This window comes from Mucilaginibacter pocheonensis (genome assembly GCF_031456535.1).
GTDB classification, from domain to species: domain Bacteria; phylum Bacteroidota; class Bacteroidia; order Sphingobacteriales; family Sphingobacteriaceae; genus Mucilaginibacter; species Mucilaginibacter pocheonensis.
Genome location: NZ_JAVDUU010000005.1, coordinates 73,461 through 95,597, shown reverse-complemented (window position 1 = coordinate 95,597; position 22,137 = coordinate 73,461). Strand labels below are relative to the sequence as shown.

Annotated in this window: 23 protein-coding genes; 14 read left to right on the top strand and 9 right to left on the bottom strand. The window is 43.3% G+C overall.

Annotated elements, in window-relative coordinates; translation table 11 throughout:
- The first annotated feature begins 118 nt into the window (after window positions 1–118).
- Entirely contained in the window at window positions 119–841 is a 723-nt protein-coding gene (locus J2W55_RS23485; RefSeq protein ID WP_310102107.1) for a hypothetical protein, read from the top strand.
- 83 nt (window positions 842–924) lie between these two features.
- Window positions 925–2,094 carry an acyltransferase family protein gene (locus tag J2W55_RS23480; protein WP_310102104.1) on the top strand — a complete coding sequence of 390 codons (1,170 nt, stop codon included), beginning with the start codon at window positions 925–927 and terminating at the stop codon, window positions 2,092–2,094.
- A gap of 107 nt (window positions 2,095–2,201) precedes the next feature.
- On the opposite strand, the gene J2W55_RS23475 is transcribed toward J2W55_RS23480, so the two are convergent.
- Complete coding sequence (locus J2W55_RS23475) at window positions 2,202–3,086, bottom strand: NAD(P)H-binding protein (RefSeq protein ID WP_310102101.1); 885 nt, start codon at window positions 3,084–3,086, stop codon at window positions 2,202–2,204.
- Window positions 3,087–3,169: 83 nt separating this feature from the next.
- Here J2W55_RS23475 and J2W55_RS23470 point away from each other — a divergent pair, with 83 nt between their 5' ends.
- Both J2W55_RS23470 and J2W55_RS23465 read left to right on the top strand, forming a co-directional pair.
- Entirely contained in the window at window positions 3,170–3,592 is a 423-nt protein-coding gene (locus J2W55_RS23470) for a winged helix-turn-helix transcriptional regulator (protein ID WP_310102098.1), read from the top strand.
- 291 nt (window positions 3,593–3,883) lie between these two features.
- A complete protein-coding gene (locus J2W55_RS23465) occupies window positions 3,884–4,201 on the top strand; it encodes a GIY-YIG nuclease family protein (RefSeq protein WP_310102095.1) in 318 nt (105 codons plus the stop codon).
- Between the two features lie 475 nt (window positions 4,202–4,676).
- Here the strand turns inward: J2W55_RS23465 and J2W55_RS23460 are convergent, their stop codons facing one another.
- The 3 genes from J2W55_RS23460 to J2W55_RS23450 are packed head-to-tail and all read right to left on the bottom strand — an operon-like array spanning window position 4,677 to window position 7,271.
- Window positions 4,677–5,663, bottom strand: a complete 987-nt coding sequence (locus J2W55_RS23460; RefSeq protein WP_310102094.1) for an MlaD family protein — start codon at window positions 5,661–5,663, stop codon at window positions 4,677–4,679.
- 22 nt (window positions 5,664–5,685) lie between these two features.
- Complete coding sequence (locus J2W55_RS23455) at window positions 5,686–6,459, bottom strand: ABC transporter ATP-binding protein (RefSeq protein ID WP_310102091.1); 774 nt, start codon at window positions 6,457–6,459, stop codon at window positions 5,686–5,688.
- Window positions 6,460–6,467: 8 nt separating this feature from the next.
- Entirely contained in the window at window positions 6,468–7,271 is an 804-nt protein-coding gene (locus J2W55_RS23450; RefSeq protein WP_310102088.1) for an MlaE family ABC transporter permease, read from the bottom strand.
- Window positions 7,272–7,787: 516 nt separating this feature from the next.
- Here J2W55_RS23450 and J2W55_RS23445 point away from each other — a divergent pair.
- The 5 genes from J2W55_RS23445 (at window position 7,788) to J2W55_RS23425 (ending at window position 14,790) form a co-directional block, all read left to right on the top strand.
- Window positions 7,788–8,666, top strand: a complete 879-nt coding sequence (locus J2W55_RS23445) for an AraC family transcriptional regulator (protein ID WP_310102085.1) — start codon at window positions 7,788–7,790, stop codon at window positions 8,664–8,666.
- A 231-nt stretch (window positions 8,667–8,897) separates the two neighbouring features.
- Entirely contained in the window at window positions 8,898–10,730 is a 1,833-nt protein-coding gene (locus J2W55_RS23440) for a sodium:solute symporter family protein (protein WP_310102082.1), read from the top strand.
- Between the two features lie 16 nt (window positions 10,731–10,746).
- Window positions 10,747–11,943: a glycoside hydrolase family 130 protein gene (locus tag J2W55_RS23435; RefSeq protein WP_310102079.1), complete on the top strand. Its 1,197-nt coding sequence runs from the start codon at window positions 10,747–10,749 to the stop codon at window positions 11,941–11,943.
- A 346-nt stretch (window positions 11,944–12,289) separates the two neighbouring features.
- Window positions 12,290–13,519, top strand: a complete 1,230-nt coding sequence (locus tag J2W55_RS23430) for an AGE family epimerase/isomerase (protein ID WP_310102076.1) — start codon at window positions 12,290–12,292, stop codon at window positions 13,517–13,519.
- A 146-nt stretch (window positions 13,520–13,665) separates the two neighbouring features.
- Window positions 13,666–14,790 (top strand): glycoside hydrolase family 26 protein, encoded by a 1,125-nt coding sequence (locus tag J2W55_RS23425; protein WP_310102073.1) that lies wholly within the window; start codon window positions 13,666–13,668, stop codon window positions 14,788–14,790.
- 12 nt (window positions 14,791–14,802) lie between these two features.
- Here the strand turns inward: J2W55_RS23425 and nhaA are convergent, their stop codons facing one another.
- Window positions 14,803–16,098: a Na+/H+ antiporter NhaA gene (gene nhaA, locus J2W55_RS23420; protein WP_310102071.1), complete on the bottom strand. Its 1,296-nt coding sequence runs from the start codon at window positions 16,096–16,098 to the stop codon at window positions 14,803–14,805.
- Window positions 16,099–16,244: 146 nt separating this feature from the next.
- Here nhaA and J2W55_RS23415 point away from each other — a divergent pair, with 146 nt between their 5' ends.
- Window positions 16,245–16,514 carry a hypothetical protein gene (locus J2W55_RS23415; RefSeq protein ID WP_310102069.1) on the top strand — a complete coding sequence of 90 codons (270 nt, stop codon included), beginning with the start codon at window positions 16,245–16,247 and terminating at the stop codon, window positions 16,512–16,514.
- Here the strand turns inward: J2W55_RS23415 and J2W55_RS23410 are convergent, their stop codons facing one another.
- The 3 genes from J2W55_RS23410 to J2W55_RS23400 form a co-directional block, all read right to left on the bottom strand.
- Window positions 16,515–17,666 (bottom strand): MFS transporter, encoded by a 1,152-nt coding sequence (locus J2W55_RS23410; RefSeq protein WP_310102066.1) that lies wholly within the window; start codon window positions 17,664–17,666, stop codon window positions 16,515–16,517.
- Between the two features lie 123 nt (window positions 17,667–17,789).
- Window positions 17,790–18,461, bottom strand: a complete 672-nt coding sequence (locus tag J2W55_RS23405; protein ID WP_310102063.1) for a hypothetical protein — start codon at window positions 18,459–18,461, stop codon at window positions 17,790–17,792.
- Between the two features lie 210 nt (window positions 18,462–18,671).
- Window positions 18,672–19,379, bottom strand: coding sequence for a DsbA family oxidoreductase (locus J2W55_RS23400; RefSeq protein WP_310102060.1), 708 nt, complete (start codon window positions 19,377–19,379; stop codon window positions 18,672–18,674).
- A 207-nt stretch (window positions 19,380–19,586) separates the two neighbouring features.
- On the opposite strand from J2W55_RS23400, the gene budA reads away from it, so the two are divergent.
- Window positions 19,587–20,399, top strand: a complete 813-nt coding sequence (budA, locus tag J2W55_RS23395; protein ID WP_310102057.1) for an acetolactate decarboxylase — start codon at window positions 19,587–19,589, stop codon at window positions 20,397–20,399.
- A gap of 2 nt (window positions 20,400–20,401) precedes the next feature.
- Here budA and J2W55_RS23390 read toward each other — a convergent pair whose 3' ends face one another.
- Window positions 20,402–20,701 (bottom strand): hypothetical protein, encoded by a 300-nt coding sequence (locus J2W55_RS23390; protein ID WP_310102054.1) that lies wholly within the window; start codon window positions 20,699–20,701, stop codon window positions 20,402–20,404.
- 158 nt (window positions 20,702–20,859) lie between these two features.
- Here J2W55_RS23390 and J2W55_RS23385 point away from each other — a divergent pair, with 158 nt between their 5' ends.
- The 3 genes from J2W55_RS23385 to J2W55_RS23375 all read left to right on the top strand — a co-directional run bounded on the left by J2W55_RS23385 (window position 20,860) and on the right by J2W55_RS23375 (window position 22,137).
- Window positions 20,860–21,225, top strand: a complete 366-nt coding sequence (locus J2W55_RS23385; protein WP_310102051.1) for a hypothetical protein — start codon at window positions 20,860–20,862, stop codon at window positions 21,223–21,225.
- A 133-nt stretch (window positions 21,226–21,358) separates the two neighbouring features.
- Complete coding sequence (locus J2W55_RS23380) at window positions 21,359–21,715, top strand: hypothetical protein (RefSeq protein WP_310102046.1); 357 nt, start codon at window positions 21,359–21,361, stop codon at window positions 21,713–21,715.
- 50 nt (window positions 21,716–21,765) lie between these two features.
- Window positions 21,766–22,137: a hypothetical protein gene (locus tag J2W55_RS23375; RefSeq protein ID WP_310102043.1), complete on the top strand. Its 372-nt coding sequence runs from the start codon at window positions 21,766–21,768 to the stop codon at window positions 22,135–22,137.

Sequence of the window (22,137 nt, the reverse complement as noted above, 5' to 3'; positions counted from 1 at the left end):
GCCTATCACCCGGGTGCCCCTTCATTGGGGCACCCTTTTACTTGATATCAAATGTTAATTTTAGTTAAAAAAATATGATGGGCGATTGCAGAACCGCATCTTCTGATTATTTTTACTGATGCTTCGTTACCTGCTTTTAGTTTTTATGGGTTGTTTTATCACGTCTGTGGCCTGCGCACAGGGTGTTCAAAATGGTACTGTGTTGGAATACAAAACCCGTGTAGTGTTGCAAGGCATTCAGGTTGAAAATAAGACTACCGCCAAAGTAGTAGTAACTGATAAAGCCGGAAGGTTCAGCATCCCGGCAAAAACAGGTGATCTCTTGGTATTTACAGGCGCCTTTTACCGGCCAGATACCATATTGCTGACCAACCTGTTTGGGCGCGAAGTATTTTTAACACCTAAACAAACCACACTTGGTGAGGTAAAGGTAACTGGTACAGAGATTAAACAGCCGGCAAGCGGCTATAAAGCCCCCGATTTTCACGGGCAAACGATGGTTTACCAGCGCGATGCCAAATATCCCGAATATTATAAGGGTGGTGTTGCACTCAGGCTGCACTATTGGACAAAAGATGACAAGAAACGGCAAAAAGAGGAAGATTTTATAAAGAATCAACAAGTGCAGGATGAGATAAAGACAGTTTTCAATCCCGAAAACATAGCCAAGTACGTACCCTTAACCGGCGACGATATGAATGATTTTATATTGCTTTATATCCCATCGGTTAAAACCTATACCAGTACCGGTTTTAACCTCACAACTTATCTTGATACCTGTTACAAAGAATTCCTGAAATTAACTCCCGAGCAACGAAAAGCCGGTCATTTGATCAAATAATTGTTAACGAGTGTAACTATTGTTTAAAAATTGCATCCTTATAGATATAGTGTTAATTATATAACACACCTTAATCTGTAAAAATGTCAATCCAAACCTTTGTATCCCCCCCTGCAAATGACAGCATCACACAAACCGGTAAAATATTATATATTGATAACCTTAAAGTACTGCTTACCGTTTTAGTGGTACTACACCATACTTTTATTACGTATGGCGCGCCTGGAGGCTGGTATTACGCCGAAAAAACTACCAACTTAGGGGCACAAATACCCATGACCCTGTTTGTGGCCATCAATCAGTCGTTCTTCATGGGTTTTTTCTTTTTTATAGCAGCTTATTTTACCGGGCCATCCTATTGCAAAAAAGGTGCAGCACGCTTTACTGCCGACAGGCTGAAGCGACTTGGCATACCACTTGTATTTTACTCTTTCATATTATCGCCGGTATTAAGTTACCTGGTTTACAGATTTGCCCAGGGCAATAACATTACTTATTTTCAATACTTAAGCGGTTTTCATTCGTGGATTGATTTTGGGGTACTATGGTTTGTAGCTGCCCTGTTGCTTTTCAGTTTATTGTATGCAGGCATCATGCAACTGCTAAAAGGTATTGAAGTGCTATCCTTAGGGCAGTTGCCTCATACGCAAACTATTATTTTGTTTATCCTTACTCTTGTGTTGGGGAGCTACCTGGCAAGGTGCGTATTTCCGATTGGGTGGGTGCTGAAACCGGTAGGCTTTCAACTGGGGCACTTTGTACAGTACATTGCCTTGTTTGTTTTGGGCATAGTAGCCTGCAACGGGCAGTGGCTTAGTAAGGTGAGCTATAAAATGGGCAAAGGTTTTGCTGTTATGGCATTTGTGATGATTGTGATTGTTTTCCCCATAATTTATTTTGTAAAGGTGGCCACCAACAGTCCCGCCGAAACATTTAACGGTAACGGTCACTGGCAATCATTAATGTATGCCGGCTGGGAGCAGTTTACTGGTATGTTTATTATAATTGCGCTGCTTGGCTTAGCTAAACAAAAATGGAACAGCCAAACGTCGTTCATGAAAACATTGTCACGATCGGCCTTTGGCGTATATATTTTCCATCCGCTGGTACTAATCTCTTTGTCGATGTTGTTTAGACCCTGGGGAATTGACCCTGCGGTTAAATTGCTGGTTGTAGCGCCATTGGCTGTTGCGGGCTCATTTGGCTTAGCTCATTTACTCCTCAAAATACCCGGGGTTAAAGCGGTGATTTAACGTGTTGATATTAAAAAGGGGAACAACCCTTTGATCTATTGTGATAAAGGTTTCCTAAGTTTTTAAAGCTCAGGAAACCTTTCATTTTTATATACGGCGCTTGTATATTATGCTTTGTACCTGTCCGCAAACTCTAGGGCAAATGCTTCCAGCTTGCGCTTACCTGTAACAGCAGGTTTGTTCAAATCATAGTCCTCCCATAAGTTTCCCGAGCGAATAGCGGCGCCCATTTCCACAAAGTTTCCGGCAATTTCGTGGGATAACCCATTTTGCATCATCCCGTTTAAGGCTTGTTCATCGTTAAATTCAACCCATTGCAGTTCGGGTTTGTCAATGGCCGCACCCAAAACACTTGCTATTTCCGCGGCGGGGCGCTCATCGCTAACCAAATAACGCACGCTTTTTCCGGTAAAACCATGTTGAATTTCTTCGGCGGCCGCGGTAGCTATATCAGCCGGGTGCACCATGATGAGCCTTGCATTGCCGGGGTAGTTTGAACCCAGGATGCCCAGGTTTTTGATCATATCGATATTGCCGTAAAAATTAATATAAAAGAACGGCGTGCGCAAATGCTTTATGGCTGTATGCGCTAACTTATTCAGCGCTATTTCAACATCGTGCATGCCTGTAATAGGGCCTGTTCCTGAATCCAGATGCGCGCCAATGCTGCTTAAATTAACAACCCGTGTTACGCCCGATCTTTGGATGGCTTCCGCGTAATTTTTGCCGATTCCTCCAACATATTGCCGAAAATTGGATACCCCTAAACTGGGTGGAACCATGGTATAAACCACATCGGCGCCGGTAAAGGCCCGCGTAAGGAATTCAACATCGGTTACCAGGCCTATTGCGGGTGTTGCGCCCAGTTCTTCGATGTTCGCTGCTTTAGCTGCATTGCTGCTGATGATAGTAACCTGATGCCCTGCATCAATCAATTGCATGGCCAATGGTTTACTTATATTTCCTAATGACCCGGTGATGGTGATTTTCATGTTTTTAATATTTTGTTTTTGTTGGAAGCAAAAGTATATTTGTACTTACTTTTATACAAGTACTTACCCTAAAGTATGTATATATGACAGCAGTAAAAGAAAGCTCGACCATACAGGAAAATAAGCAGGGAGCATTTAAAGAGTGCCCGGTAACTTATGTAATGGAAAAAATAGGCGGATATTGGAAACCCATTATTTTATTCCATTTGCTATCGGGCAGTAAACGCTACAGCGAAATAAGAAAAGCGATCCCGGCAATTACCGAGAAAGTGCTGATACAGCATTTGAAACAGTTGGAGGCCGACGCTTTAATAAGTCGGGAGGCCAAGCCGGTAGTGCCTCCGTATGTTACTTATAGTCTTACCGAGGCGGGTACCCGTTTAAGGGCAATTTTATACCACATGGCGGTATGGGCAATGGAAGAGAGCGGCAGAAACCCTAAAATGTATTATAAAAGCCTGGACGAATTTCCCGGAAAGATTTTGCAGCCTGATGATGTGGCGTAAGGTGGGGAATGGTTTAGCTCACTTTCAGTGCGCCCAAGAGAAGTAATAATATGTAAAGTTTGTTGTGAGTAGTTTCGCCCCCTGCAGTGATGATGTGATTGGCAAACATGTCACGGGTAGTGATAAAGCCCGATAGGAATCTGAAGGAGAGAATGACGCAGAGGTCTGTCATCCTGAGGTACGAAGGATCTTCTTCGCCGGATTCTATTGAAGAGGATGCTTTACTCCGTTCAGCATAACGAATGCTTTTTGCACTATGCAATATATTCAGCATTCTTTATAAATTTGATAATGCGCCAGTATAACTTTTTTACCTATATACTAACCAATTACAATAAAAAGGTATTATATACGGGTGTCACCAATGATTTGAACAAACGCCTGTACGAACATTATTTTGGTGTTGATCAAAAGGAAAGCTTTACATCCAAATATAAATGTTATTATTTAGTTTGGTTTGAAAGACATCAGTATATTGATCATGCGATTGAACGTGAAAAGGAGATTAAAGGCTGGACAAGAAGTAAAAAGCTGAAACTTATTGAACAGGAAAATCCAAACTGGAGTTTCCTGAATCAGCAGATTATGGAATGGCCACCTTTATTATAAATTCTTTTTGAAAATGAATTTGTCATGCTGAACGTAGTGAAGTATCTTCTTAGATAGAAAAGTCCAGGCTCGGCAAGATGAAGAAGATCCTTCGCTATCGCTCAGGATGACAAGCTTTTATTTTACAACGCACACTTTGTCATGCTGAACGTAGTGAAGCATCTTCGATAGAAGAGTCCACGTTCAGCAGGGCGAAGAAGATCCTTCGCTATCGCTCAGGATGACAAGCTTTTATTTTACAACGCACGTTTGTCATGCTGAACGGAGTGAAGCATCTTCGATAGAAAAGTCCACGTTCAGCAAGGTGAAGAAGATCCTTCGTACCTCAGGATGACAAACTTTTGTGTTTGCAATTTTCTCTTTGTCATGCTGAACGGAGTGAAGCATCTTCTTCGATAGAAAAGTCCAGGCTCAGCAAGATGAAGAAGATCCTTCGCTATCGCTCAGGATGGCCTACTTTTGTATTCGTCAATGTTTATTGTGCCTTTAAACTATCAGCTTTGGCTTTGGCTTTTTTCTTGAAAAAACCGCGTAATAAAAAATTATGCTGTACGGCTTCCAGATCGTCATTTAACTTAACTGAGCTCTGCTGCAGGAGGTTTAATGTGCTTTGTACCTGCGCGGCTCCTTTAGGATCATTAAGCAGCACACCTATAGCATTGTCGGTGGTATTTAGCTTGTTACTGGCCTTGGTTAGGTTATCGGTTAGTGTTGAAGCGTTGGCAGCAGTTTTTTGCAATTGATTAACTGCCTGGCTTATCTGGTTAAAAGTAGTTGTATCCGTAAGCAGCTTATCGGCAAGACCGCCTTTGGTATTCATTTTATTGCTGAAATTATCAAGCTGGGCAGCCATGCGCGCCGCGCTTTGGGTAGTGATCTGCAGGTTACGCATAGCGCTGCGCAGTTGTATGGCCATAGTACTATCGGCCATTAATGTGCCCACAGTTCCTTTGCCTTCCAGTATTTTATGGCTTAATACTTTAAAATCAGTGGTAATAGCCAACAGGTTTTGGTTATTGTCCTGCAAGGTTTTAAGCATATCGTCGGTCGAAAGCATTTTTTCGGCTTGTAGTTCGTCGCCATCCTGTACTACCGGCGCTTGCGGACTGCCGCCATCAATAACAATGATCTTGTTGCCAATCAATCCGTCGGAACTTACTTTTGCACCTGCATTGCGGTGAATGTATTGTTGTGTGGCTTCGTCAATGTTCATGAACACCTGTACCCGTGACGGGCCAATGAATTTAACCGCACTGATGGTGCCCACCTTAACACCCGAGAACCATACGTTATTACCTTTTTTGAGGCCGGCAATATCACTGAATACCGAACTGATACGTATATTTTTTACAAAGCTTTTTTGCTGACCGCCAAGCGTAAATACGCCAAGTATAAACACTATAAGGCCGAGTGCTAAAAATATGCCCACTATAATCGCTTTTTTATTTTCTGTTGCATCCATAATAAATGGTATAATATCTGTTCTATTGTATAAAGTTATAGTCAAAAAAAGGTTTCACCCGGTCGTCAGTTGTGTTAAAAACTTCATCAAATGTACCTGTGCGTTGAAATTGTCCGTCGAGCAGCATGGCTATCCTGTCGCCGGTTTGTTTGGCGCAGGTAAGGTCATGGGTAATAATGATAGATGAGGTGTTGAAACGTTGTTGTACTTCGTTAATAAGGGCATTGATCTCAATGCAGGTTATAGGATCGAGCCCGGCCGTTGGCTCATCGTACAGCATAACTTCGGGTTTAAGGATCAGGGTACGGGCAATGCCAATTCGCTTACGCTGCCCGCCCGAAAGCTCTGCCGGCATCTGGTTAATGGTGTGCGACAAACCTACCGCATCGAGCACCGTTTCAACAGCTGTATTAATTTCTTTGCGGGTGATATTTTTTTGGTTACGCACCAACGGAAATTCAAGGTTTTTACGTACCGTCATACTATCATACAAGGCGCTGTTTTGAAACGAAAAGCCAATCCTGATGCGTAATTCCTGCAATTCTTTTTCAGTAATATGCGCTAAATTATGGCCCAGTACTGTTATTTCGCCCTCATCGGGTTTTAGTAAACCCGATATGATCTTGATCAGCACTGATTTACCGGTACCCGACCGGCCAAGCACTACCAGGTTTTCGCCCTGGTACAGATCAAGGTCGATACCGCGCAGTACGGCAAAATCTTCAAACGACTTTTTGAGCCCTCTGATGCTGATAACCGGGTTGCCATGATCTGCCTGTGTTTTTACTTTTTTCATGCCCTAAATTAACGGAACCAGCTGGTTATCTGTACAATAATGATCTCTTCAATAAATACCAAAAACATGGCGGTAACCACCGCGCCGTTGGCTGCTTTACCCACGCCCTCGGTTCCTTTGGTAGAGTTATAGCCCTGGTAGCAGCCAACAATGCCTATAGTGAACCCAAATACTATTGATTTGATGAGCGATGCCACAAAATCAACAAAAGTTAAAGGCTCAAACACCTGCTGTATAAATGTACTCCAGCTGGTGCCTTCATTTTGGCTTACGTTTAAATAACCGCCTAAGATGGCTATAAGACCCGTATAAGTTGATAAAATGGGTATAGTTAGGGTTGTGGCAAGTACACGGGTACAAACCAGAAATTTAAAGGGTTTGGTCCCTGATACCTCCATGGCGTCAATTTGTTCAGTTACCCGCATGGAGCCCAGTTCGGCACCAATGCTTGAGCCTACTTTGCCCGATGCTATAAGCGCGGTAACCAGGGGTGCCAGCGCACGCATAATAGCTATAGATACCAGTGATGGCAGCCATGACTGCGCACCAAACTCAGACAATGAAGGCCTTGATTGTTTGGTGAATATTACCCCGACAATAAACCCGGTTACTGATATTAAGGTGAAAGAACGCACGCCAACTTCAAAACACTGCCGTATTACTTCTTTAAATTCAAAGGGCGGCAGAAAAGCTTCCTTAAAAAAGCGAAGGATAAATTGATTGATCTTATACAGGTCGGTAAAAAAGTTGATAAAGCTTTGTTTGAGCTTTGAGTTCTTTTTTTGTACCGTTGTTGTTTCTGCTGTATCCATTAAATATGATATAGTAGGTATTTGTACAATTTGATTATGGTTATTTTACAATAACTTATAATATTTGTTTTGCTGCCAGCTACATTATCAGGTTTTTTTATGCTTTTGCATCATGAAAAACTAAGCTGCAGGTGCGTTTTTCAAAAACCAAAGCCGGGTTTTAAGATCGAAAACCAGCGGGTGTAAGTTAAGCAGGCAAAATTTAATAACATATTAAATTGAGTTTAAGTTTCTGACCATTTGGGTTAAAAATTTAAACTACAATCGCCTGCAAACCTAACGGTTATAATTTATATAGAATATAGCAATCCAAAAAATTTAGTTAATGGAGTGTAAAATTACATATATAAGTAAAAAGCATAAAAACTTCTCGAAATGAACAGAAAATGTGTTAAAAAGGCCACTTTTTAACCTCTAACAATAAAAAAAAGACGAGTTTTTGTTCTATAAAACAATACATCTCTTTTTTTATGTTAAATTCGTATCAGTGTAAATACCATTTTGTACAATAAAATTATGACAGGAAGTAACGTAATGCGCGAAATAACACCACTAACCTCCAGTGATTGTTTTACCATTTTTTCGCGGGTTAAAAAAAAGTTCGATTTTCCGCTGCATTATCATGAGGAGTACGAGCTCAACCTGATCCTTAACGCCAAAGGAGCCAGGCGGGTTGTGGGAGGTAGTATTGAGGTTATTGACGATCTTGAACTGGCCCTGGTAGGGCCCAATCTGTACCATGCCTGGTTTACCCACCAGTGCCAGAGCGAGGAGATCACCGAAATTACGATACAGTTCCATAAGGATCTTTTTGATGAAAAGTTCCTGAAACGCAACCAATTGAGCTTTTTAAAGACTATGCTCGAGCATTCGCAGCGAGGCATTGTGTTTTCGCCCGAAACCATACAGGCGCTTAAGGGAAGGATAATCGGGCTGGCTCAAAAAAACGGGTTCGACTCGGTATTGGAGCTGCTGTCCATATTGCATGATCTGTCCATATCCCGCAATATGAAAATGCTGTCGGATCTCAGCTTTACCAACGAAAAGTTTTATTACAACAGCAGGCGCATTGAAAAGGTGTTTGAGCATATGAACCTCAATTACAGCAAACAAGTTACCCTGGCCGAGGTAGCGAAGATCGCCAATATGCCCGAAGCATCCTTTAGCCGGTTCATCAAAAGGAGAACAGGTAAAACCTTTATCGACAGTCTTAATGAGATCAGGCTGGGCCATGCCTCGCGTATGCTGATCGATACCACCACCACCATAGCCGAAATTGCCTATAAATGCGGTTTTAATAATATATCAAACTTCAACAGGATATTTAAACGCAAAAAGTTTTGCATCCCAAAAGATTTCAGGGAAACTTACACCGGTAACCGCGTCTTTATTTAATAGGGGGCATATATTGACCCAGAAATTGTTAAACGATTTATTAAAACTTGGATAATTAAGTAAATATAAGGTTAAAATAGTATTATATAATAAACTATAATATAACCTACTTTTGGGGTATCCGGTATGATAGTTACAGGGTAAAAAATATGCATTTATGCAACAATTTTTGATGCTTTTAAGTCAAAAAGAACACCAGTTTTATAAATTTTAACACTTTTTTTGATCAAAATGAAGCTGCATTTACTTGATGTTGCCATTATTGTCCTGTATCTGTTAAGCACCATTTTTATAGGCTTATGGTACCGTAAAAAAGCACGCGAAAACAAAGAAAGTTATATGCTTGGCGGCAAATCGTTGCCTTGGTATAAACTGGGTTTAAGTGATGCTTCAGATATGTTTGACATCAGCGGGACCATGTGGATGGTGAGCCTTTGTTTTGTATACGGCATGAAAAGCATTTGGATACCCTGGCTTTGGCCGGTATTTAACCAGGTATTCTTAATGATGTATTTGTCGCGCTGGTTGCGCCGCTCAAACGCGGCCACGGGCGCCGAGTGGCTGGCCACCCGTTTTGGCAAAACCGGGCCGGGCGTAGGCAATTCACATAAAGTAGTAATTGCTTTCGCGCTGCTGAGCTGCCTGGGCTTTTTGGCTTACGGCTTTATCGGCCTCGGAAAATTCATCGAAATATTTATTCCCTGGGACCTGGTTAAGGCCTATGTGCCCTTTGATGTAGCGCCGCAATATGTGCCGCATGTATATGGTATTGTATTTACGCTGTTCGCCATGTTTTATTCCATTTTGGGTGGTATGCACAGTATTGTATTAGGTGATATGATCAAATACGGCATCATGACGGTAGCCTGTATCTGGATAGGTTTCATAGCGGCAAACAAACTGGCCGGGCAAAGCCTCCATGTGCCGGGCGGCTGGTACAGCCCCTTCTTTGGTAAAAACCTGGGCTTTAGCTGGACCGGCATCATCAATGAGGTTAACCAAAAGATAAAAGAGGATGGCTACTCGCTGTTCGGGTTATTCTTTATGATGATGACCTTCAAGGGCTTTTTTGCAGCGCTTGCCGGGCCTGCGCCTAATTATGATATGCAAAAGATTCTCTCTACGCGCTCGCCCGAAGAGGCCAGCAAAATGAGCGGTTTTGTAAGCATCATCCTGTTGCCCATCCGCTATTCGCTTATCGTAAGCTTAACTGTGCTTGGCTTGCTGTATTATAATGAAATGAACCTGAAGGATGCCGCCGGCGCAATTGACTTTGAAAGGATACTACCCGCGGTTATCAATAACTTTTTGCCTGTTGGCCTGGTAGGTTTGCTGCTGGCCGGTTTGCTGGGCGCTTTTATGAGCACATTTAGCGGTACCATGAACGCGGCACAGGCCTATATCGTAAATGATATCTATCTAAAATATGTTAACCCGGCCGCGTCAACCAAAAAGATCATCACTATGAATTACCTGGTAGGTATCGTTGTGGTTGCAGTAGGAGTGGTGCTGGGCTTTTTTGTAAAAGATGTAAACAGCGTTTTACAATGGATAGTATCGGCCCTGTATGGCGGTTACATCGCCTCAAATGTTTTAAAATGGCATTGGTGGCGCTTTAACGCCAATGGCTTTTTTTACGGAATGCTTGCTGGCATATTATCATCTATGGTTTTTTCGCTCCTGATACCATCGGGGCAATTGCTGTACTGGTTCCCTTTGTTATTCCTGATATCGCTGGCGGGCTCGGTGATCGGCTCGTATGCTACCGCCCCGGCCGACATGGCCGTTTTAAAATCATTTTACAGCAATGTACGCCCCTGGGGTGCATGGGAGCCCGTTAAGCAACAGGTAATGGCAGATGATCCTGCTTTTATCCCCAATAAAAACTTTAAGCTTAACATGTTTAACGTGGTAATAGGTACCATAGCGCAGTTATGCCTTACCATTTTTCCCATGTATCTCATACTTAACCAAAAGCTGCCCTTGCTGGTAACTGTGGTTTTACTGGGCATTATCATGATGATATTGAAAAGAACATGGTGGAATAAATTAAAAGACTATTGATAATTAGCTAATATATATGATGCAGGAATTTAAACACCGTTTAGCCCGGTTGCAGGACGAACAGGAACAGCTGATCAGTAAAACCAACGAAATAACAGGTACCGGCAATGGTATATTTAACCGGTACAAATACCCGGTACTTACCGCCGCGCATACACCTATTAACTGGCGGTATGACCTCAATGCCAGCACAAACCCCTATTTGCTGGAGCGGTTTGGCATCAACGCGGTTTTTAACGCGGGCGCCATTAAGTTTAATAATAAATATTTGGTGGTGGCCCGTGTAGAAGGGGTCGATCGTAAATCGTTTTTTGCGGTGGCCGAAAGCGCCGATGGGATAAACAATTTTGCCTTTTGGGATTATCCTGTTGATTTGCCGCAAACCGAACAACCTGATACCAACGTGTACGATATGCGCCTGACAAACCACCAGGACGGGTGGATATATGGCCTGTTCTGCACCGAACGGCGCGACCCTGCCGCACCGCCGCATGACCAATCAATGGCGGTGGCTGCCTGTGGTATAGCCCGCACTAAAGACATGGTAAAATGGGAACGCCTGCCCGACCTGAAAACCAATTCGCCGCAGCAACGCAATGTGGTATTGCACCCCGAGTTTGTTGATGGTAAATATGCCTTATATACACGTCCGCAGGATGGTTTTATAAGCGCCGGAACGGGTGGTGGCATTGGGTTTGGTTTATGCGATACCATGGAGAACGCCGTTGTGGGCCAGGAAACCATTATTGATAATAAAAGCTACCACACCGTTTATGAGGCAAAAAACGGTCAGGGACCGGCGCCCATCAAAACCGAACGGGGCTGGCTGCACCTGGCCCATGGGGTGCGCAATACAGCGGCGGGCCTGCGCTATGTGTTGTATATGTTTATGACCGACCTGCACGATTTGACTAAAGTTTTATATAAACCCGGCGGCTATTTTTTAGCCCCCGAGGGCGACGAACGCATAGGCGACGTATCAAACGTAGTGTTTTGTAACGGCTGGATAGCTGAAGACGACGGAACGGTTTATATTTACTATGCATCGTCAGATACCCGTATGCACGTGGCTACCACTACTTTGCATAAGCTTGTTGATTATGTAATCAATACCCCTGCAGATGGCCTCAGATCGTCCGCGTCGGTTGATGCCGTTTACCAGATCATCAACAGCAATAAAGAATTGTATAAGACCGGGCAGCAGGTAGGGTAAGCGGACGGGTAAAAAACACAAAGAACTGTCATGCCGAACTTGTTTCGGCATCTCACATGCAAGGTTATCAACCTGTCCTGTGAGATCCTGAAATAGATTCAGGATAACCGGTCGGGTAAAAAACACAAAGGGCCGTCATGCCGAACTTGTTTCGGCATCTCACAAGCAAGGTTGTCAACCTGTCCTGTGAGATCAAGATGACCGGGCGGGTAAAAACACAAAAGAGCTGTCATGCCGAACTTGTTTCGGCATCTCACGTGCAAGGTTGCTAACCAGTCCTGTGAGATCCTGAAATAAATTCAGGATGACTGATTCGCCCTACTTACTAATAAAACAATCAGCCTTAATGCAGGAAACCGCACATAATACCAACATCCGGCAACAGCTAACCTCCTATAAGCGTGAGCTTACCGGGCAGCTAAGCAATATTCTTGATTATTGGCTTAAAAATGCGCCTGACAGTGTAAACGGTGGCTTTTGGGGTCAAATTGATAACGAGAATCAGGTTAATCCGGGCGCTCCAAAAGGTTCGGTATTAAATGCCCGCATATTATGGAGCTTTGCGGCCGCGTACAATCAAAAGCCCGACGAAGCCGCTTTGCAAATGGCGCACCGTGCCTATGAGTACATTATAACCCATTTTATTGATCATGAATTTGGCGGGGTGTACTGGTCGGTTGACTACCGGGGCCATAAACTGGATGCCAAAAAACAAGTTTATGCCAGCGCGTTCACCATTTACGCGCTGAGCGAATATTATAAGGCATCGGGCCTGGAGGCAGCAAAAAACCAGGCCGTTGATTTATACCGGTTGCTGGTTGATAAAAGTTATGACCATGACCGTACAGGGTACCTTGAGGCTTTTACACGGGATTGGCAACCCATAAACGATCTGCGCCTGAGCGTTAAAGATGCCAACGAAAAAAAGACCATGAACACCCATTTGCATATACTGGAGGCATATACCAACCTGTACCGCATTTGGCCTGATGAGAGATTGGAAAGGCAGATAGAAGTGCTTATTGATAACTTCTGCAATTATTTTATTGATGCGCAAACCCATCACCTTGTTCTGTTTTTTGATGAGGACTGGAACCGCCGGTCACACACAGTATCGTATGGGCATGATATTGAGGCAGCCTGGCTTTTACTGGAAGCAGCGGAGGTAACAGGCAACTATACCCGGCAAGCGCGCATAAAAAAGATCTGTTTGGAAATTGCTGAAGCTACCCGGAAAGGGTTGGATGCCGATGGCGGACTTTGGTATGAGTATGAGCCGCTTACCCAACATCTTATTAAAGAAAAACACTGGTGGGTACAGGCCGAAGCGATGGTTGGTTTTTTTAACGCGTGGCAAATAAGCGGCGATGAAAAGTATTTTAACCTGTCGGTAAATAACTGGGCTTTTGTAAAAGACAGGATATTGGATAAACAGAACGGCGAGTGGTTTTGGGGCATCACCGCGGATAGCCATGTAATGCCGGGGCAGGATAAAGTTGGCTTATGGAAATGCCCTTATCATAACAGCAGGGCTTGCATAGAAATTATTAAACGCATTGAAAAAGGCACATTATAAAAGGCACATTATAAAAGGGACAGCAAAGCAACTGCAGCTGTTAATGCGGGCGGTATGTATTGCCGCAATTTACAACGGGTACAGGTGTTGCACAAGTTTGGTTTTGCAGGCAATTAAATGATAATTTATTCATAACCTTGTTTTAAATGAAACGCGTTTTAAACCACACTGCATTTATATTAATAGCATTATACAGCCTGCCAGCACGGGCACAATTATATAAGCCCGCCGATAAAAATGCTACTGCCGAAACACGCGCCCTTTTTTACAGTATGCAGCGTTTGCTGGGCGCGGGGGTAATATTTGGCCATCATGATGATACCGCGTATGGCGTAAACTGGAAGTTTGAGCCTGGCCGGTCTGACGTGAAAAGCGTTACCGGGTCATACCCGGCCCTATACGGCTGGGATCTGGCCCGTATTGAGCACGATAGTATAAACGATATTAACGGCTTACCCTTTAAGCTGCAAAAACAACTGGTTAAAGATGCTTACGACCGCGGGGGTATCAATACCTATTGCTGGCACATGGATAACCCGGCCAACGGAAAAACCGCCTGGGATACCACACAGCATACCGTAAAAGACCTCATACCAGGAGGAGCCTACCATAATGTTTATGTAAGCTGGCTTGACAAGGCGGCTGCTTACATGGCCGGGCTAAGAGGGTCGGGCAGCGAGGCTATCCCCATTCTTTTCAGGCCGTTCCATGAGCTTACAGGCAACTGGTTCTGGTGGTGCAAAAATACCAGCTCGCCCGATGAATTTAAAACCCTATGGCGTTTCACCATTGATTATCTTCGTAAAGATAAAAAACTGCATAACCTGCTCATCGTATATTCTACGGCTGATTTTGAGTCGGAAGGTGAATTTCTGGAACGTTATCCAGGCGATGATTATGCCGATTTTATCGGTTTTGATAATTATTGCTATAAAAGTGTCCCTGATTATCAAACCAAACTGGATAAGCGCCTTACCATTTTAGATGCTGTTGCAGCCAAACACCATAAGGTAGCCTGCCTGCCCGAAACCGGCTATGAACAAATACCCCAGGCCAACTGGTGGACAAACGTTTTATTGCCAACAATATCAAAGCATCGTTTATCATACGTGTTAGCCTGGCGCAATGGCCGTACAGATCATTACTATGTACCATACCCCGGCCAGGTAAGCGCCGATGATTTTGTGAAGTTTTATAACAGCCCGCTAACCCTGTTTCAAAACAGGCTTACCCCGCTAAGCGTATATGGCAAGCCAAATTTGATAAAATAAGAGCAGCAAAAGCTACCTTCTTAATACCGCAAGCCCAAGCACACCGGCCAGCAATGAAGCCAGCAGGATGCCATACTTTGCCTGGTCTATCATTTCAGTTTGGGTAAAGGCAAGTCCGGATACGAACAGCGACATGGTAAAACCCACACCGGCCAGCAGGGCAACGCCCATCATGTGCTTCCAGGTTGACTGCGCAGGTAGTTGCGCGCCAAATTTTACCATAAGCCATGTTGCCAGCAGCACACCTGTAAATTTGCCGGCAACCAAACCGATAGCTACCCCCAAGCTAACCGGGTTAACAAGCGACGAAAAAAAGCCGGCTCCGATAATAATACCCGCGTTTGCCAGGGCAAAAAGCGGCATTATTACAAAAGCTACCCACGGGTGCAGCGCAAATTCTATTTTTTGAAGCGGGGTTTCCGCATCGGTGCTCAGTTCCTTTATTTTTTCGATGGTATCGTGCTGCTCGGGCGTGGTTAAGGTGCTGTTGTTGGGTATGGCGTTTTCAAACTCAAGCAAAAGGCCGCGGATGCTTTGGGCATAGCTTTTTTCATTGATGCGGGTACGTGCCGGTATGGTAAAAGCCACCAGTACACCCGCTATAGTAGCATGTATGCCTGAGAGTAAAAATGCCACCCAAATCGCAAAACCTATCACCAGGTAAAAAATAGTGCTGCGTATGCCCAGCTTATTGCCAATAAGTAAAATCACCGCTAAACACACTCCTATGGTTAAAGGCCCTAATGCAATATGCGAACTGTAAAATATAGCTATCACCAGTACGGCGCCCAGGTCATCGGCAACGGCCAGTGCCGATAAGAATACTTTTACCGACGATGGAATATTTTTGCCGGCAACAGAAAGCAAAGCGAGCGCGAAGGCTATATCAGTCGCCATAGGTATGCCCCAGCCATGTTCGGCTGTTGTGCCTTTGTTTATAAAAAAGTAAATGCAGGCGGGCACCAGCATTCCGCCGAGGGCGGCAACCATAGGTAACGAAGCCTTTTTTATGGTGGAAAGTTCGCCGGCCATAAACTCACGCTTTAGTTCAAGCCCTATTACAAAAAAGAACACAGCCATCAGGCCGTCGTTTATCCAAAGATGCAGGGAATGGTTAAGTACGTGGCCGCCAAGGCCCAGTGACAGTTTAATATCCCATAAGGAATGGTAAAAGTGCTGCAAAGGTGAGTTAACCCATATAATGGCAACTACAACACTTATTAAGAGTACTATACCGCTGGTATGTTCCTGGTGGATGAACTTGCCTACAGGAGCGGTAATTTTTTCAATGGGAGATATTGGCCTCATTGCTGCCTAAATTAAGGAATTAATCAGATAATCGCCTGCTTTTGGTTTGCATGATTTTGGCCTGAAATTATACCAGGTATTTACGTTGAGTTTAAAATATTTAAAACCAATTCCTTCACTCAAGCCTTTATAATAAAAAACAATTTATGAACGCTTATCAGCAAAAATGGATCGAGGTTTTAAAAAATGCTCATCTCCAGGGATGGAAGATCGAGGCCAGGGGCGAGGATATATTTATTGATATGCCGCACATAACCGATTTGAAATTGATAAGGGACAACCTGCCTCAAACCATAGGTTTAATGTCGCTGGATATTGACCAGCCTAAGCAGCGCCTCAACTTTATTTTTCATAACGGATATGAACAATTTGAATACCTGCTTAATCCAAGCGAAGATGACCTGAACCGGGAATGATCAGATCTTAGCTTTGGTTGATACTACCACAACAGAAATTCCCATGGCTGCTATCAGGATAAACGATGCCCTTAAGGTGGCCAGGCCTGCTATAAAGCCAATTACCGGCGGGCCAACTAAAAACCCAAGGAACCCTATGGTTGACACTGCTGCCAAAGCAACACCCGGCTGCATTGTTTTTGACTTACCTGCCGCGCTGAATACCATTGGCACCACCGAAGATACACCTACACCCACCAGCAGAAAGCCCGCCATGGCGGTATATACATAAGGGAACGCTACGGCCACAAGCAAACCTGTAGCTGTAAGTGTGCCGCTAACCTGCAGGGTACGTTTTAAGCCAAACCGCTGCGCAAAGCTATCGGCAACAAACCTGCCGCCTGCCATGGTGAACATAAAAGCGGTAAAGCCGGCACCTACCAACGCTGTAGGCGCAAGCACTACTTTTTTAAAATAAATAACGCTCCAGTCAAACATGGCGCCCTCACATATCATGGAACAAAAGGCAATTACACCCAGTTTTATCAGGGAGTGGTCGGGCATTACAAATACGGGGCCGGGGTTGGCAACCTTGTCATCTTTAAGGTAACGGGCTGCAATAATTACTCCAATTGTAATAACCACCATCATCACCAAAAAATGCCGGAACGGGGCAACGCTATTAGCTATCATGAAGGTACCGATACCCGCGCCTGCAAACCCGGCCAGGCTCCACAAACCGTGAAATGATGCCAGTATAGGTTTTTGATATAGCTCTTCGGTTACCACAGCCTGCGTATTAACTGAAATATTAACCGCGTTACTGCTAAAACCAAAACATACCAGGCAAATAATCAGCTGAAAAGTATTTTGTGCCAGTCCCAGGCTTACCAAAGCTATTGAATATACCAGCAAGGCGCTTATAAGCAATTTGCGACTGCCTATTTTGGTAATTACCCAACCCGAAAATGGGAGCGAGCACATTAAACCTACAGGCAGCGAAAATAATACCGCGCCCAAAGCGGCATCAGATAAACCCAGATCCTGCTGTATTGTAGCAATGCGCGATGCCCAGCTTGAAAAACTTAAGCCTGCCATAAAAAACATAGCCCCTACAGCAATGCGGAGTGCTTTTTTTGATGTTAAAACAGGTGGCGCAGGTGAGTCGATCATTGTAATTTTATAGCTTGTTAGTGTAAAATTTACACTTAGTATTTATATTGCAAATATATAGCAATTGTTTAACACTTAATACGCTAAATCGTTTTTTACATTAACCTGGATTTTGGCTTTATTTTACAAGCCGTTTTCAAACCATAAGGTGGTTTCGGCATTTGTTAATGTTAACGAAGCTCCGCTCCCTTCCTCGGGATATAAGGTACAGGAGAAAGTGAGTTTGATCTTTAGTCCTTCTTCCTTGCCAGGTTCTTTGGGTACAGGGGTTACCGATACAATGTTTACAGTACCGGTTTGCGCCCCTTTGGCGCTTGTATAAAAATTTCCTTCACTGTCTGTATATGATATGGTAACATACCTGGCGTCAATCGCGTTATTTTCAGTTCCAAAAGCCCAGCTACCGGTGGTAACAAACGAATTAAAGACAACTGATTTATCGGCATCAGCCAAAACGTGAAATGTTCCTATCTCCACCGCAACTGATGGCTGCAAGGTTTTGGCAGCTGATAATAAGGCGCTAAGGTTTCCGGTAATGTTCCCCTGGTCATTTGAAGTAGCCGCCGCCGATCCTACAACCCAGCCATCAACACCTGTTGTTTCCTGCCAGTTTAATGCCTGGCCATCTAATGTGCCTTTAAAATAATAGGTTCCGGTATTAGTACCGGCATCATCCCCCTTATAGCCCGGAATAGGTACAACCCTGGTTGGATAAAGTGCAGGATCCGGTTTGCAGCTATTGATGGTTATGGTTAAAAGCAGAAGAATAAATAGCTTAGGGTAAAGGTTGTTCATACACGTTTTTATGATATTGTTTTACGTACACTAAAGATATGATTGTTTCAGTTTATTATAATAAAATATCGGAAGTAATTTGCTCTGGCGTTAAATGTGGAAGGGTCGGGCTTGAAAAGGCCACGTAAAACTATAACCAATTTACAAGTTTGAGACGCACATGATGTGTCCTCAAACTTGTAAAGCAAATAGGCAGATATTATGATAAAATTAGCTGCAATCACCGTCTGGCGAACAGGATTCGCCATCAATAACTGATAACTCCGACTTGCCATTTTCCAGCTGCCATTCGGCAAATGATTTTTCAATGGTTTCCAGGAATACAGGTACAGCCTGTGCACCTGATACACCGTATTTATTGTTCATCACAAAGAACGGAACGCCTCTTATGCCTAATTGCTGCGCTTCTGCAATGTCATGTTTTACATCATCGCTGTATTTGTCGCTGTCAAGCGTCTCTTTTACTTCATCGGGATTAAGGCCTATTTCGGTTCCCAGTTGTATAAGTGTATGGGTATCGTCAATATTTAGTCCGGCGGTGAAATAAGCATTGAACAAAGCTTCTTCGGCCTTATCGCCAAGTCCGTGGCTTTTGGCAAGGTGGCTAAAGCGGTGAGCTTTAAAACTATTGGCTACAACCGCTTTGTCAAAATTATAAGTTAAACCAACCTCTGCCGCCATTTGTGTTACATGGCTGTTCATTTGTCCGGCATAATCCAGTGTCCAGCCCTTTGCATCAGCCAGGTACTGGTTAATATTTACAGAAGGATCAGTTTTTATGTGAGGATTAAGCTGAAAGCTTTTCCATTCAACCTCCACCTGGTTTTGATGACCTGATTGTTGCAGCGCCTGCTCAAACCGGCGTTTACCAATATAGCAAAAAGGGCACATTACGTCTGACCATATTTCTATCTTCATGTTATTTCATTTTTTGGATATGCAAAGCTAACATACCCGGTTGTGATCCCCGTAAGGGTAAAGTAAAATTTGGCGGGTTGGATAATTGTTTGGAAACAGCTGGCCCCAGCCTGGAGATCTGAAGCTCCGGAATATGGTGTTCAAATATTTATTTGTACACATGGTTGTAAAACAATTGCTTTGTAAACATTTATTATCAGCCAGCAAATGAAAAAAACAGTCCTCAGTTTTTGTTTATTATTAACCATCATCAGCTTTAACTTTAGGGCTGCCGCACAACAAAAAACCAAACCTGTAAACTCCAATGATAATAATCTATTCAGTGCCGGGCTTGCTTCCGCGTTTATAGGAGGGCTTTATGATGACTATTATCCTTATAGGCTGCTTAAGCAACACGGTAATTTTGGTTTAGGCGCACCCGCCAGGCTTGATGGCGAACTGCTTGTTTTTAACGGTCATTTGTACCAAACACAATCATCAGGCAAAACCACCGAGATTGCCGATACCGGCAAAACTCCATATGCCATTGTATGCTTTTTTAAGCCGGTTAAGGTGTTTGAGCATGTTGGGGCACTAAACAAAGCGGCACTTTTTAGTTACCTTGACAGTTTGCTTAGTAATCAGAACGGCATTTACGCCATACATATAAAGGGTAAATTTAAAGATGTTAAAACCAGGGCGTTCCCCCCGGTTGACAAACCTTACTTACCACTGGCAGCGATGCTTGACCGGCAACACTTTTTTGATCATACCAATATTGAAGGCGACCTGGTTGGATTCAGGATACCGGCCTTTATGGAAGGAGCTCATATTACCGGTTATCATTTCCATTTTCTGTCGGCCGATAAAGCCTTTGGCGGGCATATCATTGATTTGTTAACTGATGATATTACCGTTGAAATTGATCCGCTTACCAGTTATACCATGGATGTGCCCCAAACTGCTGATTTTAATAATTTCGATTTTAAGAAAGACCGCAAAGAGGAGATCAAAAGCGTTGAGAACGGCAAAAAGCAATAGTTTTACCCTTCAATAACCGCAACAATTTTACTGATGTCGCTGTCATTCATCAGTTCGTCTTCGGCTATGTTTGGATAGTATTTATTCAGGATCTTTTTAATGATCAGGTAGCTTTCTAACGATTGGATAGGCGGGTTGGCCAGTTCGCTGATAATGGAACCAACCATTTTAATCTTTTTGGCCTCGTATTGGTTAAGTACAAAATCCGATGTCTTTTTTTTACGACCTGCAGCAATCAATTCATCAAGCTTACTGATATCTTCAATCAAGTCTATCAACTTTAATACTTCCACCTTTTTCATCGCGGCAAAATTAAACAATTATTTGCGCCGCTAAATAATATTCGGCCAATATGTGAAAATTAGTCAGCGACGCGACTATGAATAATGTATTTTATATAATTTGTACTTAACTGATTTTTAACAAAAAACACATTATATTAGGTGAATAAAAACTCATTATGAAAAGAAAGATCTTTACTACTGTAATGCTGGTAAGCTGCTTTATGGTTTGCCTTGCAGCTATTGCCGACCTGAATGGCAAATGGGTCGGAAAATTGGTTATGGGCGATGGTACGGAATACCCGCTGCTGTACAATTTTAAAGTTGACGGCGATAAATTGACAGGAACCGCTTTAACCCCTGATGGCGATGTGGAAATAGCCGGAGGTAAAACAGATGGTACCACTTTTTCATTCAGTGTAACAACCAGCGGCATGGATATACCTCATACCGGAAAATTCTATGGCGACTCAACCGGCATTGACCTTGAAATTAATGGTTCAAAAATTCACTCCGTGTTAAAAAGACCCGAAGAAAAGAAATAACTGTTAAAGCTCGCTATTGGTTTATTTACCGCTCTACCTTACTTATCAGTAAGGTTTTTTTGTTTTATGAAACTTTTTAGCCAGGCATTTGTATCTCCATAGCAGCAACCTTAATTGCTGCGCAAAGCCCGCCATGAAAAAGAAGATATATACAACTACTGCGTTTATGGCGCTTTTTGTAGTTTGTTTTGCAGTTGTAGCCGATTTGAATGGAAAATGGACCGGAACCCTAAAGTTGCCCGACAATAGTATCTTTCAGTTAAATTATACCTTTAAATTAGATAGCGGTAAACTTACCGGAACCGCGCATATGCCGCAGGGCGATGCAAATATTACTGATGGCATGGTAAACGGCAACGATTTTTCTTTTAATGTAACGGTGCCAAATGGTAATGCCCCGCATACCGGCAAATTTTATGGAGACTCCATTGTATTACATATCGTTTACCAGGGCGAACATCTTAAAACGACTTTAACGCGTAGTAATTAGTTTTATTTGGGGTTGCTTTTTAAGCCCGCAGCCACTACCTTTGCGGCAACATGCTGCAACGTTTTACAGCCTATTTACTCATCATTTCGCTGGTCACGGTTAATTTCTCGCGGTTTTTTATTTACGCGGGTTTTGAACTGAACAGGAATTACATTGCCACTAAACTTTGCGAAAACCGGAATAAACCCTGGATGCATTGTGATGGTAAATGTTATTTCGCGAAAAAGATAAAACAGGCAGAGGAAAAGCAGGCCAGCGATGAAAGGCAGTCGCAAAAGAGCCTTTTTCAGGAAGTTTATGTAGCCAGTTCAACTGACATTAAATTTCACTCCAGCTTGTTGCAAATTATTGAAACCCCATGCAAATGCACCCTGCCGCTTAATCGTGTCGGTGCAGTTTTCCACCCTCCGCAGTTAGGATAA

Coding starts and splice junctions, on each gene's coding strand:
- J2W55_RS23485 (WP_310102107.1), top strand. CDS start 119: ATGCTTCGTTACCTGCTTTTAGTTTTTATGGGTTGTTTTATCACGTCT.
- J2W55_RS23480 (WP_310102104.1), top strand. CDS start 925: ATGTCAATCCAAACCTTTGTATCCCCCCCTGCAAATGACAGCATCACA.
- J2W55_RS23475 (WP_310102101.1), bottom strand. CDS start 3,086: ATGAAAATCACCATCACCGGGTCATTAGGAAATATAAGTAAACCATTG.
- J2W55_RS23470 (WP_310102098.1), top strand. CDS start 3,170: ATGACAGCAGTAAAAGAAAGCTCGACCATACAGGAAAATAAGCAGGGA.
- J2W55_RS23465 (WP_310102095.1), top strand. CDS start 3,884: ATGCGCCAGTATAACTTTTTTACCTATATACTAACCAATTACAATAAA.
- J2W55_RS23460 (WP_310102094.1), bottom strand. CDS start 5,663: ATGGATGCAACAGAAAATAAAAAAGCGATTATAGTGGGCATATTTTTA.
- J2W55_RS23455 (WP_310102091.1), bottom strand. CDS start 6,459: ATGAAAAAAGTAAAAACACAGGCAGATCATGGCAACCCGGTTATCAGC.
- J2W55_RS23450 (WP_310102088.1), bottom strand. CDS start 7,271: ATGGATACAGCAGAAACAACAACGGTACAAAAAAAGAACTCAAAGCTC.
- J2W55_RS23445 (WP_310102085.1), top strand. CDS start 7,788: ATGACAGGAAGTAACGTAATGCGCGAAATAACACCACTAACCTCCAGT.
- J2W55_RS23440 (WP_310102082.1), top strand. CDS start 8,898: ATGAAGCTGCATTTACTTGATGTTGCCATTATTGTCCTGTATCTGTTA.
- J2W55_RS23435 (WP_310102079.1), top strand. CDS start 10,747: ATGATGCAGGAATTTAAACACCGTTTAGCCCGGTTGCAGGACGAACAG.
- J2W55_RS23430 (WP_310102076.1), top strand. CDS start 12,290: ATGCAGGAAACCGCACATAATACCAACATCCGGCAACAGCTAACCTCC.
- J2W55_RS23425 (WP_310102073.1), top strand. CDS start 13,666: ATGAAACGCGTTTTAAACCACACTGCATTTATATTAATAGCATTATAC.
- nhaA (WP_310102071.1), bottom strand. CDS start 16,098: ATGAGGCCAATATCTCCCATTGAAAAAATTACCGCTCCTGTAGGCAAG.
- J2W55_RS23415 (WP_310102069.1), top strand. CDS start 16,245: ATGAACGCTTATCAGCAAAAATGGATCGAGGTTTTAAAAAATGCTCAT.
- J2W55_RS23410 (WP_310102066.1), bottom strand. CDS start 17,666: ATGATCGACTCACCTGCGCCACCTGTTTTAACATCAAAAAAAGCACTC.
- J2W55_RS23405 (WP_310102063.1), bottom strand. CDS start 18,461: ATGAACAACCTTTACCCTAAGCTATTTATTCTTCTGCTTTTAACCATA.
- J2W55_RS23400 (WP_310102060.1), bottom strand. CDS start 19,379: ATGAAGATAGAAATATGGTCAGACGTAATGTGCCCTTTTTGCTATATT.
- budA (WP_310102057.1), top strand. CDS start 19,587: ATGAAAAAAACAGTCCTCAGTTTTTGTTTATTATTAACCATCATCAGC.
- J2W55_RS23390 (WP_310102054.1), bottom strand. CDS start 20,701: ATGAAAAAGGTGGAAGTATTAAAGTTGATAGACTTGATTGAAGATATC.
- J2W55_RS23385 (WP_310102051.1), top strand. CDS start 20,860: ATGAAAAGAAAGATCTTTACTACTGTAATGCTGGTAAGCTGCTTTATG.
- J2W55_RS23380 (WP_310102046.1), top strand. CDS start 21,359: ATGAAAAAGAAGATATATACAACTACTGCGTTTATGGCGCTTTTTGTA.
- J2W55_RS23375 (WP_310102043.1), top strand. CDS start 21,766: ATGCTGCAACGTTTTACAGCCTATTTACTCATCATTTCGCTGGTCACG.